Raw genomic sequence first — 12372 nt, 5'->3', positions numbered from 1 at the left:
GCAGTGGGAAGGGGAGCGGGCGCCGGAGGCGTCGTCCCCGTCCGGTTGGGCCCCTCCACCCACCCCCTCTTAAAAAAGTGCTTGCTCTACATCAAGTACTGCATCAAGCGATTATTTAAGAGGGGGTGGGTGGAGAGCCGACTGACCGGCTTGGCCACCGCGCGGCAGCAACTGCGGCGGAGCGCAGCGGAGCCTCTTTGAGCTCAGCCGCCCGCCGCGCCGAGGAGTCGGGACGCCGGGTCGGCCGCCCCCCTTCCCCCTCCTGCTCTCCTGCTGGCGCTTTGGACCCGGGGGGTCCGAGACGAAAGGCGCACCCGCGTGAGCCGAATGTCGCGAGACGGCGCACAGGCGCGGGCGAAGCGCAGGGCAGCGCAGCCACTCCGCCCAGACCCGCTTGCCCCAGCGGAGCGGATCCGTGCCCCAGCCGTCGGAGACCGTCTCGACGAGCGCCGGGCCGGGGCCGTGCTCGGGCGAGCTGTGAACCGGGTCTGATCGCACCCGCCCGGGCCGCCGACAGGGCGCGGTCGGGCCCCGGGGCGCGGGGGGCCGCCGGCGAGGCAATAGGCTGCACACCGTGAAGGTCCTCGTCATCGGCAGCGGCGCCCGCGAACACGCCCTGTGCCGCGCACTGTCCCTCGATCCCGACGTCACGGCTCTGCACTGCGCGCCCGGCAACGCCGGCATCGCGGAGGTCGCCGAGCTGCATACGGTCGACGCCCTCGACGGCGCGGCCGTCGCCGAGCTGGCCGCCTCGCTGGAGGCGGAGCTGGTGGTGGTCGGCCCGGAGGCTCCGCTGGTGGCGGGGGTGGCGGATGTGTTGCGGGAGCGGGGGATCCCGGTGTTCGGGCCGTCCGCCGACGCGGCGCAGCTGGAGGGGTCGAAGGCGTTCGCGAAGGATGTGATGGCGGCGGCCGGCGTGCCCACCGCGCGTGCTTACGTCTGTACGAACGAGGCGGAGATCGACGAGGCGCTGGACGCCTTCGGCGCGCCGTACGTCGTCAAGGACGATGGGCTGGCGGCCGGCAAGGGCGTCGTCGTGACCAGCGACATCGCCGCCGCCCGCGAGCACGCGCTGGCGTGCGGGCGGGTGGTGATCGAGGAGTATCTGGACGGCCCGGAGGTGTCGCTGTTCGCCGTCACGGACGGCGAGACGGTCGTGCCGCTGCAGCCGGCTCAGGACTTCAAGCGCGCCTACGACGGCGACGAGGGCCCGAACACGGGCGGCATGGGTGCGTACTCCCCGCTGCCGTGGGCGGACCCCAAGCTGGTCGACGAGGTGCTGGCGACCGTGTTGCAGCCGACCGTGGACGAGCTGCGCCGCCGGGGGACGCCGTTCTCGGGGCTGCTGTACGCGGGGCTGGCGATCACCTCGCGCGGGGTGCGGGTGATCGAGTTCAACGCGCGTTTCGGTGACCCGGAGACCCAGGTGGTCCTGGCCCGGCTGAAGACCCCGCTGGCCGGTGTGCTGCTGGCCGCCGCGACCGGCCGGCTCGACTCGCTGGCGCCGCTGCGCTGGAGCGATGGCGCGGCGGTGACCGTCGTGGTCGCCTCGCACAACTATCCGGGGACGCCCCGTACGGGCGATCCGATCACCGGTCTGGCGGAGGTGGCGGAGCAGGACGCGCCCAAGGCGTACGTCCTGCACGCGGGCACCAAGCGGGACGTTGCGTCGGGTGCTGTGGTGAGCGCGGGTGGCCGGGTGCTGTCCGTGACCGCGACCGGCTCAGACCTGGTCAAGGCGCGCGAACGGGCGTACCGCGCGGTCGCCCGGATCGGCCTGGACGGCTCCCACCACCGCTCGGACATCGCCGCCAGGGCGGCGGAGGACGCCGGGCCCGGGGTGGCGTCGGCCTGAGGCCCTTGAGGTCCGGTCGAGAGAGGTTAGAGCCGGGGTCGAGGCGGGCCTGTAAGCGTCCAGAAGGATCCTCGAGAAGTTCCCGGTTCTGGCCAAGGCCATTCCATCGGGTGAGCCCTCCCGGCATCCTGCTGACGCACGCGCGGACCCCCAACTAGTGTGCCGCTCAGGCGCGGTGCGGCAACTGGCCCACCGGCATTGCGGCGCGGGCGGCCGGTGGGACAGTGGGGGGAGTAAGGGCGCAACACCGCCGTCGTCCGCTGTTCATTCATCGGCTGGACAGCAGGGGGTGATGGAACCGTGGCAGGTACGGAAGCAGGCGCGCTTTCAGCGCGCGCCCGCGCTCTCGCGGTGTTGCGGATCCGGAGCACCGCGCTCGCAGTGGCGCTTCTCCCGGCGGCGGTCGCCGCCGTGCTGCTGGTCGGCGGGGCCACGGGGCGGCTCGGCGGCTCTCATGGCGAGGAGTGGACCGCCGTCCGCTGGGCGGTGGTCGGCGGGGCCGTGGTGGTCCTGTTGCTGGCGGCGGCCGTGGCCGCCGTGGTGGTCCGGGCCAGACCGGCGCTCAGCCCCACCGTGCCCATCGCCGAGGAGACGGCCCCGGACCTCTACCGCCTGGTCCGCGACCTGGCCGATCGGCTGGAGGTGCCCGCCCCGTCCGCGATAGCGCTCACCCCGGACTGCGACAGCTGGCTGGAGGACCGTACGCATCGGGCGCACGGCGCCAAGAGCGGCGGCGCCAAGAGCGGCGGCGCCAAGAGCGGCGGTGGCATGGGCAGCGTGCCCGCCGGTGTTTCGGTGGTGGGGAGAGGCGAGCGGCGGGGTCCGCAGGCCCCTGTGCTGGTCATCGGCTCGCCGTTCCTGTGGTGGATGCGGGTCGCCGAGCTGCGCGCCCTGCTCGCGCCCGTCGTCGCGGGCACCGGCCCTTCCGTACACCCGGACATAGCGGCCGCCCGCCGCTTCGTCCGTGGCCTGGACGCCGCCGTCGCCGTCGCCGCCCGGGGCTCCGGGGGCGTGGGCAAGGCCGGGGATACGGGCCGTACGGCCCCTGTCGCCGCCCTCGGCAGGGCGGTTCGCCGCCCCGCCCTCGCGTTCCTCGGCTGGATCGCCCGGCTGCTGCTGCGCGGCTGCCGGGACCACGCCGCCGAGATGGAGCGGGCCGTCGCCGCCGCCGCCTCCGAGCGCGCCCAGACCGTCGACTACGGCCTGCGGATCGTGGCCCAGGAGCAGGTCGGCCTGGCGTACGCGGGGTGGGACCGGCTGCTGACCCGGGTCGCGCTGCCCGCGTGGCGGATGGGCCGCTGGCCGGCCCGGCTGGACGCGGGCGTGGTCGCGGCCCTCACCGAGCTCTCCCGCCGCGACCGGCTGGCCGAGGGGTTCGCCTCCCGGCTCAGCGAGCGGCCCGCCTGCGATCTGCTGGAGGAGCCGGGGCTGATCGACGAGGCGACGTCTCTGCTGGCCGCCCGGCTGTTCCACGGCGGGCCGAGCGAGCCCGGCCCGGACTGGGCGCCGGTCGACTGGGGCGAGTATCCGGAGGAGGTCGTGGACCGCAAATGGCGTGTGGAGGCCGCCCGGCTGCACCGCGTGCTCGATGAGCAGACCCGCTCCAGCGGCCCCGTGCCCGGCCGCGCGGCGCCCCATGAAGGGGCGCCCCATGAGGCGACGGGCGGCCAGGGCCCGGAGCCCGGGCCCGCCGCGCCTACCCTCGCCCGCGTCGTGGACCGGCTCACCGCCGCCCCCGGCCTCGCCCCGACGGGGCAGCTCGGCGAGGAGGTCGCGGCCCGGCTCAGCGTGGAGGTGGCCCGCGAGGAGGCCGCCCACCAGGCGGCCACCCGGTCGACCGGCCAGGCCGGCGCCCTTACGGACCCGGGGGCCGGGCCCGGGGGCGGTGACCCGTGGATCGACGGCTTCGCGCCGCTCTTCCCGCTGCAGCCGCCCCGTACCGGCCGGGAGCTGCTGGCCGACCATGTCACGGCCATGGTGTGCTGCGCCGCCATAGACACCGCGGGCGCGGCGCCGGGGCTCGACTGGCTGGACGGGCCCACGCTGCTGTTCGGCGGGCGGCGGCGGGCCGATCTGGCCCATCCGGTGCTGAGCCTGGTCGAGGACGGGGACGCCGAGCCGCTGCGCGCCTGGCTCGGCGAGGTGGGCGTACGGCCGGAGAAGCCGGTCCGGCTGGTGTGACGCCGGGCGCCACCGCCCGCGCGATCTCGCAGCTCAGCACGTTGATCAAGGTCCGCAGTCAAGGTCCGCCCGGATGGCACTCGGGCGTGAACGCCCGGGTCTGGGTTCGGCAAATTCGCGACGATCAGTGATGGATTGAGTGCGTAATGTGATGTGCTGGGGCTGGTGGCGATACGCCGCCAGGGGAGGCAGGGAAGGCAGGAGGGGAGTCAGTCGTGGACGCCACGGAACCGGTCCGGCGCTGGGAGTCGGGAGCGCTCGCACACGCGGTGACGGACCCTTTTGGCCAGGGCCCGCTGCCCTGGCTGCGGGGCAGGCAGACCTGCTTCAGCGAGACGGGCCGCCTGGTGCCGTGGTACGTGGACCACGACCCGGCTACGGGGGCCACCGAGACCGCCGACCCCGGGCCCGGCCATATCCCCTCCACCCGGACCGCCGATGACGTGCACCGCCAGATCAAGGGCTTCACCTCGGCCTCCGCCGCCGCCCCCGGCGAGTCCATCGACTTCCGGATCACCGTCGACCCGCCCCAGCAGTTCAGCGTGGACGTCTACCGCATCGGCCACTACGGCGGCGACGGCGCCGCCAAGATGACCAGCAGCCCGCGGCTGGCCGGTATCGTCCAGCCGCCCCCGCTCGCCGCCGACCGCACCGTCTCCTGCCACCACTGGTGGCTGTCCTGGCGGCTCCAGATCCCCTCGTACTGGAACCCCGGCGCCTATGTCGCGGTGCTGACCACCGCCGACGGCTACCGCAACCACATCCCCTTCACCGTCCGCGACACCCACCCCGCCGATCTGCTCCTCGTGCTCCCGGACATCACCTGGCAGGCGTACAACCTCTACCCGGAGGACGGCCGGACCGGCGCCAGCCTGTACCACGCGTGGGACGAGCGCGGCCGGCTGCTCGGTGAGTCGCGGGCGGCGGTCACGGTCTCCTTCGACCGGCCGTACGCGGGCGCCGGGCTGCCGCTGCACGTGGGCCACGCGTACGACTTCATCCGCTTCGCCGAGCGGATGGGCTACGACCTCGCGTACGCCGAGACCCGCGATCTGCACGCGGGCCGTATCGACCCGACCCGCTACCGCGGTCTGGTCTTCCCCGGCCATGACGAGTACTGGTCGGCCCCGCTGCGGCGCGCCGTCGAGGAGGCCCGCGACGGCGGCACCTCGCTGGTCTTCCTCTCCGCCAACACCATGTACTGGCAGGTCGGCCTCGTGCCGTCGCCCTCCGGTCCGGACCGCCTGCTGACCTGCCATAAGCGCCGCGGCCCCGGCCGCTCGGCGCTGTGGCGGGAGACGGCGCCCGAGCAGCAGCTGCTGGGCATCCAGTACGTGGGCCCGGTGCCCGAGCCGGGCCCGCTGATCGTGCGGAACGCGAGCCACTGGCTGTGGGAGGCGACCGGCGCCGACGAGGGCGACGAGCTGCCCGGCCTGGTCGCGGGCGAGGCCGACCGCTACTTCCCGCGTACCTGCCTGCCCGCGCATCTGCGCCGGATCCTGCTCGCCCACTCCCCGTACCGGGACGCCGAGGGGGCCGTCCGGCACCAGGACACCTCGCTGTACCGGGCGCCCAGCGGAGCTCTCGTCTTCGCCTCCGGCACCTTCGCCTGGACCCCGGCGCTCGACCGGCCCGGCCACACCGACGTACGGGTGCAGCGGGCCACCGCCAACCTCCTGGACCGCATCTGCAAACGGGGCTGAGCCCCAGGCCACGCCCGGTGCGCCCCGCTTCGGCCGGGCGGCGGGGCGTGGGGCAGAATCGTGGGGTCTTGGACAAACCCACCAGGAGGAACCGTGTCCGGATTCGTGGAGAAGCCCGAGCCGGTGGAGGTGCCCGGCCTTGTGCATCTGCACACAGGCAAGGTGCGCGACCTCTACCGGAACGAGAAGGGCGACCTCGTCATGGTCGCCAGCGACCGGATGTCCGCCTATGACTGGGTACTGCCGACCGAGATCCCCGACAAGGGCAGGGTGCTCACCCAGCTCTCCCTGTGGTGGTTCGACCAGCTGATCGACGTCGTGCCCAACCACGTCCTGTCCACCGAGGTGCCCGAGGGCGCCCCCGCCGACTGGGCGGGCCGCACGCTGGTGTGCCAGTCGCTGAGCATGCTCCCGGTGGAGTGCGTGGCGCGCGGCTATCTGACCGGCTCGGGCCTGGCCGAGTACCGGGAGAGCCGTACGGTCTGCGGGATCGCCTTGCCCGAGGGCCTGGCCGACGGCTCCGAGCTGCCCTCCCCGATCTTCACCCCGGCCACCAAGGCCGAGGTCGGCGAGCACGACGAGAACGTGTCGTACGAGGAGGTGGCCCGCCGGGTCGGCACCGAGACCGCCACCCAGCTGCGCCAGGCCACCCTCGCGGTCTACAACCGGGGCCGCGATATCGCGCGCGACCGGGGGATCATCCTCGCCGACACCAAGTTCGAGTTCGGCCATGCGCTGGCCGAGGGCGGCGCGGACGGGCATGAGCTGGTCCTCGCCGACGAGGTGCTGACCCCCGACTCCTCCCGCTTCTGGCCCGCCGACCAGTGGCAGCCGGGGCGCCCGCAGCCGTCGTTCGACAAGCAGTTCGTCCGCGACTGGCTGACCTCCCCGGCCTCCGGCTGGGACCGGCACAGCGAGCAGCCGCCGCCCACGCTGCCGGAGGAGATCGTGGAGCGGACGCGGGCGAAGTACGTCGAGGCGTACGAGCGGCTGACCGGCACCCGCTGGTCCTGACAACGGCGGAAGCCCTGGCCGATGTGGCCAGGGCTTTCCTTGTAAGAGCGGACGACGAGGCTCGAACTCGCGACCTCAACCTTGGCAAGGTTGCGCTCTACCAACTGAGCTACGTCCGCATGCGCCGGTCACTTCCGTCCGGATTCGGGACGGATTCCGTCCGGCGCGCCTCCACTATAACCAAACCCGAGACGAGGGAACTACCTCGTTCCCCGCACGGGCCCGGTTCCCGCCATCAGGCGACGTTGTGCGGCCGGAACTGGACGCTGATCCGCGGCCCCGTGGCCCGGGTGCTCTTGGGGATCGCATGCTCCCAGGTCCGCTGGCAGGAGCCGCCCATCACGATCAGATCGCCGTGTCCGAGCGGCTGCCGCACACCGGCCCCGCCGCGGCGCGGGCGCAGCACGAGGTCGCGCGGGGCGCCTACGGACAGGATCGCGACCATGGTGTCCTCGCGGGCACCCCGGCCGATCCGGTCGCCGTGCCAGGCCACGCTGTCCCGGCCGTCCCGGTAGTAGCAGAGCCCGGCGGTGGTGAACGGTTCGCCCAGTTCGGCGGCGTAATGCGCGGAGAGTGCGGCCCGCGCCTCGTCCAGGACGGGGTGCGGCAGCGGGTCGTCGGCGGCGTAGAAGGCGAGCAGCCGCGGTACGTCCACGACCTGGTCGTACATATGCCGCCGCTCCGCCCGCCAGGGCACCTCGTCGGCGAGGCGCGTGAACAGGGCGTCCGCCCCGCTCAGCCACCCGGGCAGCAGATCGATCCAGGCCCCGTCGCCGAGCACCGTCCTGCGCATATCGCCCAGCGGGCCGAGTCGGATGTCGTCGGCCTGGTCGAAGAGCGAGCCCTGGAGGTACGGGGGCATGGATCCAGGGTAACCGGTCGACCGAATATGTGTGCGATTTGATGGTCGGGCTGCGGGCTGTCGTACCCCTGCGCTACGTTTCCCCGCATGGCTGAATTCGTACTGGTGTCGGGTGCATGGCTGGGCTCGTGGGCGTGGGACGAGGTGGTGCCGGAGCTACGGGCGGCCGGGCATGGCGCCCATCCGCTGACGCTGTCCGGGGTGGCCGAGAAGCGGGGCGCGCCGGCCGGGCAGCAGACGCATGTGGCGGACATCGTCGGCGAGGTCGAGCGTCTCGATCTGCGCGATGTCGTGCTGGTCGGCCACAGCTACTCGGGCATCCCGGTCGGCCAGGCCGCCGAGCGGATCGGCGACCGGCTGGCCCATGTGGTGTTCGTCGACTCCAATGTGCCGACCGACGGGGAATCGTTCGTCTCCGGCTGGGCTGACGGGCGGGAGGCGACCGAGATCGCCGGGAACGGCGGCTTCTGGGCGGTGCCCCCCGCGGCCGACTTCGCCGGTCAGGGCCTCACCGACGAGCAGATCGCCCACTTCGTCGACCGCGCGACCCCGCACCCGGGCGACTCCCTGATCGAACCGGCCCAACTGTCGCGCCCGCTCGGCGAGCTGCCGACGACGTACATCAAGTGCCTGCTCGACTGGCCCCAGCCGAGCGACGACGTGGTCGAGCTGCTGAAGAGCGAGCGGTGGCGGCTGGTCGAGATGGACACCGGCCACTGGCCGATGTTCTCCCAGCCCCAGGAGCTGGCCCGGATCCTGTGCGAGGCAGTCGCTTGGATCAAGTAGATCAAGTCGCTAGATCCAGCCGCGCTCGCGCGCCATCCGGGCCGCCGCGTGGCGGTTCTCGGCCGGGATCTTGGACGCGGCCGAGGACAGATAGTTGCGGACCGTCCCCTGCGACAGCGCGGCCCGCTGGGCGATCTCCGCGATGGACGCCCCGTCCGCCGCCAGCTCCAGCAGCTCCGCCTCCCGAGCGGTCAGCGGGGAGTCGCCCGCGCTGATCGCGTCGGCCGCCAGATCGGGGTCGATATAGCGGTTGCCGCCGTGCACCGTGCGGATGATCTCGGCGAGCCGCCGCGCCGACGCGGTCTTGGGCAGAAAGCCCCGTGCCCCGGCCTCCAGCGCCCGTTTGAGATGGCCCGGACGGCCGTGGCTGGTCACGATCATGGACCGGCAGCCGGGCAGCTCGGACCGCAGGGAAGCGGCCACCGACACCCCGTCCGCCCCCGGCATCTGCAGATCGAGCACCGCCACATCGGGCCGGTGCGCCCGGGCCATCGCCAGCGCCTCGGGACCGGACGCGGCCTCCGCGACCACCAGCAGGTCCTCTTCGAGGGACAGCAGGGCGGCGAGGGCGCCCCGGATCAGATGCTCGTCATCCGCGAGCAGCACCCGGATCGCGGACGTCCCGCTCATACGCCGGCTCCCTCATGCCTGTTGTCCGTCTCGGGCCCCTCGTGTCCCTCCAGCGGGAGTTCGGCCCGCAGCCGGTACGTACCGCCCTCCCCGGGGCCCGACCACAGCGTGCCGCCCAGCGGCGCCAGCCGCTCCCGCAGCCCCTTGAGCCCGTTGCCCGACATTCCGTTGCCCGACGTACCGGGCACGCGTGGCTCGGCCTCCGGCGCCCCGTCATTCTCCATGACCAGCACCGCCGTACGGCCTCCGTCCGCCGCCCGCCCCACCTGCACCCGCACCGTGCAGCGGGCCGCCTCCGCGTGGCGCAGCACATTGGTCGTGCCCTCGCGCACCACCCACGCCAGCGCCGACCGCACCGCCGAAGCGGGCTGCGCGCCCTCGCTCGGGATCCGGTATTCGATACGGCAGTCGACCTCGGCCGCCCGCAGCACCGATCGCGCTCCGGCCAGCTCCACTTGAAGGTCCGCCTCCCGATAGCCGCGCACCACGTCCCGGATCTCCCGCTGCGACTCCTGCGCGATCCGCTGCACCTCAACCATCTGCTCGGCGGCCTCCGGCCGTCCGCGCCGCGCCAGTTGCACCGCGAGCTCGCTCTTGAGCGCGATCACGGCCAGGTTCCGGCCCATCACATCGTGCAGATCGCGGCCGAACCGCAGCCGCTCCTCCGCCACCGCGAGCCGTGCCTGCACCTCGCGGCTGGCGTCCAGCTCCCACATCACCACCAGCACCCAGGTCGAGCTGCGGACCGAGAACAGGGACAGGGCGGCCATGAGCAACACCGCGGCGACGGATGCCACCGACATGAAGGAATCCACCCCCAAGGCGGCCGCCGCCCCGAACAGCGCGGCGCCGAGCCCCGCGTGCACCAGCGTGAAGGCGCGGATGGACAGCAGCAGGGACCACGCGATGGAGAACGGCAGCGTGCTCAGCGTCGCCGCCGTGACGACCGCCGTCCGGTCGCGCGGCTGATCGGCCAGGGTCAGGAGTGCCACCGCGACGCCCAACCCGGCGACCATCAGCACCGCGGCGAGCGCCATCAGCCCCTGCGGCACCGCACGCTCGCGCAGCCGGTGGTCGAGTCCCCGCCGCAGCAGCGGAGCCGACAGCGCGCACTGGACCACTACCAGGGCGAGTTGCGTCCAGGCCAGCCCGTTCGCCGGCGGGTCCAGCCGCAGCCTGTTGGGCACCGGACCCGCCATGAGGACGAGCATGATCCAGGGCAGCGAGTACAGCGTCCACCGCGTGAACAGCTCCACGCGCACCTGCCGGCTGCGCCGCCGCCATCGGCGTATCACCAACCCCGTCCCTCCCCCTCGGTCACCACCGGCCAAAGGCCGGTCAGCGCCGCGGCTCCCAGGGGAACCGCCGGCGTACGGTCCACCCTGCCAGGGCCGTCCAGGCCGCTGCCGTGGCCAGGGCCTTCAGCGCCTCGCCCGCGCCCATCCCGCCGGTCCATCCGGCCCGTACGAGGTCGACCACCGGGGTCAGCGGCGCCCATTCGCACACCGCCGCCACCCGGTCCGGCATGACGTCGAGCGGTACGAACAGCCCCGAGGCCAGCATCGACACCAGCATCATCGGCATGGGGGTCAGCTGCGCGGACTCCGCGGTCTTGGTGAAGGCCGCGGTCGCGGCGGCCAGCGCGGGCATGAGGACCAGACCGGCCGCCACCCCGAGCACGGCCAGAAGCGGCGCCTTGGGCGCCGACGCGTCCAGCGCCGGGCCCACCGCGGCGACCATCAGCACGCACTGCACCAGCCCCATCAGCACGGCGGGAAGCGCCGCCCCGGCCAGGATCTCCGCGTCGGTCAGCTCACCGGCGCGCAGCCGCTTGAGGACCAACTCCTCGCGCCGGATGACGTAGACGCCGACGAGGTTCATGTAGACGGCGAGGATCAGCGCCAGGCCGATCGAACCGGGGAGGACCAGCGTGGCCAGGTTCAGACCGGTCTTGTCGAGGTCGATATCGCTGCTGAAGGTGGTCATGCTGAGGGTGAGCGAGCCGGGCAGCAGCAGGGCGTAGGTCAGCGCGGCCTTGTTCCGTACCAGCAGCGTCAGTTCGGCCCGGGCGAGCGAGGCGACGCGGGCGCGCGCGGTCGTCGTGCCGGACCCGGTGGCCGTCGTGCCGGGCCCGGTGGTGGTGTGGGTCGTGGTCATCGGGCGTTCCCCTCCGCCGTTTCCGTCTTCTCCAGGCCCTGGGCGATATGCAGGAATGCCTCTTCCAGCGACGCCGACCGGGCGTCGAGCCCGCCGAGTTCGAGCCCCTTGTCCCGCGCCCACACCAGCACTTCGGTGGCCGTGCGCTGCAGGTCGCGGGTGCGCAGCCGTACCGTCCGCCCGTCCGTCTCGCGCCCGGCGGCGCCGAGCTGGGCGAGCGAGGGCAGATCGGCGGCGGAGAGGGGGGCCGGGAGCGCGAAGGAGAGCTGCGAGGGCCGCTCGGCCACGATGTCCGCGACCCGCCCGGAGGCGGCGATACGACCCGAGTTCATGATCGCGAGCCGTTCGGCCAGCGCCTCGGCCTCCTCCAGATAGTGCGTGGTCAGCAGCACCGTGGTGCCCTGGTCGCGCAGCGAGCGCACCAGCTCCCAGGTCTCGCGCCGCCCCTCCGCGTCGAGGCCGGTCGTCGGCTCGTCGAGGAAGAGCACATCCGGGTGGCCGAGCAGCGCGAGCGCCAGGTCCAGGCGGCGCCGCTCGCCGCCGGAGAGCATCTTGACCCGTACGTTCCGGCGCCGTTCGAGCCCCACCAGCTCCAGGGCCTCGCCGACCGGCCGCGCCCCGCTGGTGCACCCGGCCCACAGCCGTACGGTCTCGCTCACGGTCAGCTCGGACGGGAAGCCGCCCTCCTGCAGCATCACCCCGATCCGCGGCCGGACCTCCGCCCGCTCGCGGTACGGGTCACGGCCCAGCACCCGCACCTGGCCGCCGGTCGGGGCGGCCAGTCCTTCCAGCAGCTCGACGGTGGAGGTCTTCCCGGCGCCGTTCGTGCCCAGCAGCGCGAACAGCTCGCCGTGCTCGACCGAGAAGGAGATGCCGCGCACGGCCTCGTAGCTCTGGGCCGAGGAAGGTCCTGATGGGCGTCCGTACCTGCGTCGAAGTTCTGTGACATGTATCGCGCTCAGCGCACTGTCCCCGAGATCCATGTCTCCAGGCTTCCGGCGTCCGTGGGGCGCGGGTAGTGCGGGCTGTCATGGGCCCGGATGACAAATGTCAGCAGCAGCGGGAGACCACGAGGCCATAAAAGCCTTGAGGCGCCGGTCGATTCGACCGGCGCCTCAAGGCCATGGAGCGGACGACGAGATTCGAACTCGCGACCCTCACCTTGGCAAGGTGATGCTCTACCA

10 protein-coding genes and 1 tRNA gene are annotated in these 12372 nt (G+C 73.1%); 5 read left to right on the top strand and 6 right to left on the bottom strand.

Going from position 1 to position 12372, the window contains the following annotated elements; genetic code table 11:
* Window positions 1–574: 574 nt before the first annotated feature.
* From purD to ACFV2X_RS52445, 4 genes are all read left to right on the top strand, one after another.
* On the top strand, window positions 575–1855 hold the full coding sequence (gene purD / locus ACFV2X_RS52460; RefSeq protein ID WP_385630659.1) for a phosphoribosylamine--glycine ligase: 1281 nt from the start codon (window positions 575–577) through the stop codon (window positions 1853–1855).
* A gap of 351 nt (window positions 1856–2206) precedes the next feature.
* Window positions 2207–4036 (top strand): hypothetical protein, encoded by a 1830-nt coding sequence (locus ACFV2X_RS52455; RefSeq protein ID WP_385630703.1) that lies wholly within the window; start codon window positions 2207–2209, stop codon window positions 4034–4036.
* A gap of 215 nt (window positions 4037–4251) precedes the next feature.
* On the top strand, window positions 4252–5739 hold the full coding sequence (locus tag ACFV2X_RS52450; protein WP_385630657.1) for a N,N-dimethylformamidase beta subunit family domain-containing protein: 1488 nt from the start codon (window positions 4252–4254) through the stop codon (window positions 5737–5739).
* Window positions 5740–5832: 93 nt separating this feature from the next.
* Window positions 5833–6753, top strand: a complete 921-nt coding sequence (locus tag ACFV2X_RS52445; protein ID WP_385630654.1) for a phosphoribosylaminoimidazolesuccinocarboxamide synthase — start codon at window positions 5833–5835, stop codon at window positions 6751–6753.
* Between the two features lie 46 nt (window positions 6754–6799).
* Here the strand turns inward: ACFV2X_RS52445 and ACFV2X_RS52440 are convergent.
* Together ACFV2X_RS52440 and ACFV2X_RS52435 are read right to left on the bottom strand one after the other, a co-directional pair.
* Window positions 6800–6872: transfer RNA gene (locus ACFV2X_RS52440), tRNA-Gly, on the bottom strand.
* Between the two features lie 116 nt (window positions 6873–6988).
* On the bottom strand, window positions 6989–7615 hold the full coding sequence (locus ACFV2X_RS52435) for an alpha-ketoglutarate-dependent dioxygenase AlkB (RefSeq protein ID WP_385630652.1): 627 nt from the start codon (window positions 7613–7615) through the stop codon (window positions 6989–6991).
* Window positions 7616–7702: 87 nt separating this feature from the next.
* Between ACFV2X_RS52435 and ACFV2X_RS52430 the strand changes: the two genes are divergently transcribed.
* Window positions 7703–8401 carry an alpha/beta fold hydrolase gene (locus tag ACFV2X_RS52430; protein WP_385630650.1) on the top strand — a complete coding sequence of 233 codons (699 nt, stop codon included), beginning with the start codon at window positions 7703–7705 and terminating at the stop codon, window positions 8399–8401.
* A gap of 9 nt (window positions 8402–8410) precedes the next feature.
* Here ACFV2X_RS52430 and ACFV2X_RS52425 read toward each other — a convergent pair whose 3' ends face one another.
* From ACFV2X_RS52425 to ACFV2X_RS52410, 4 genes are read right to left on the bottom strand one after another with little or no spacing between them, the layout of a single operon-like run.
* Complete coding sequence (locus tag ACFV2X_RS52425) at window positions 8411–9031, bottom strand: response regulator (RefSeq protein ID WP_385630647.1); 621 nt, start codon at window positions 9029–9031, stop codon at window positions 8411–8413.
* Window positions 9028–10326, bottom strand: a complete 1299-nt coding sequence (locus ACFV2X_RS52420) for a sensor histidine kinase (RefSeq protein WP_385630700.1) — start codon at window positions 10324–10326, stop codon at window positions 9028–9030. Before ACFV2X_RS52420 ends, ACFV2X_RS52425 begins: the two co-directional genes overlap by 4 nt.
* Window positions 10327–10369: 43 nt before the next feature.
* The gene (locus ACFV2X_RS52415; protein ID WP_385630645.1) at window positions 10370–11188 is read right to left on the bottom strand and encodes an ABC transporter permease; all 819 of its coding nucleotides are present in this window, start codon (window positions 11186–11188) and stop codon (window positions 10370–10372) included.
* Window positions 11185–12171, bottom strand: a complete 987-nt coding sequence (locus ACFV2X_RS52410) for an ABC transporter ATP-binding protein (RefSeq protein ID WP_385630644.1) — start codon at window positions 12169–12171, stop codon at window positions 11185–11187. The genes ACFV2X_RS52415 and ACFV2X_RS52410 overlap by 4 nt, the downstream gene beginning before the upstream one ends.
* Window positions 12172–12372 lie beyond the last annotated feature (201 nt).

The organism is Streptomyces sp. NPDC059679, from assembly GCF_042734105.1.
GTDB lineage: Bacteria > Actinomycetota > Actinomycetes > Streptomycetales > Streptomycetaceae > Streptomyces.
This window is presented reverse-complemented; position numbering and strand designations above follow the sequence as displayed.

What these genes read in the sequence shown, in the direction of transcription:
- ACFV2X_RS52425 (WP_385630647.1), bottom strand. Translation starts at nt 9,031, where the DNA reads ATGAGCGGGACGTCCGCGATCCGGGTGCTGCTCGCGGATGACGAGCAT.
- ACFV2X_RS52430 (WP_385630650.1), top strand. Translation starts at nt 7,703, where the DNA reads ATGGCTGAATTCGTACTGGTGTCGGGTGCATGGCTGGGCTCGTGGGCG.
- ACFV2X_RS52410 (WP_385630644.1), bottom strand. Translation starts at nt 12,171, where the DNA reads ATGGATCTCGGGGACAGTGCGCTGAGCGCGATACATGTCACAGAACTT.
- ACFV2X_RS52435 (WP_385630652.1), bottom strand. Translation starts at nt 7,615, where the DNA reads ATGCCCCCGTACCTCCAGGGCTCGCTCTTCGACCAGGCCGACGACATC.
- ACFV2X_RS52415 (WP_385630645.1), bottom strand. Translation starts at nt 11,188, where the DNA reads ATGACCACGACCCACACCACCACCGGGCCCGGCACGACGGCCACCGGG.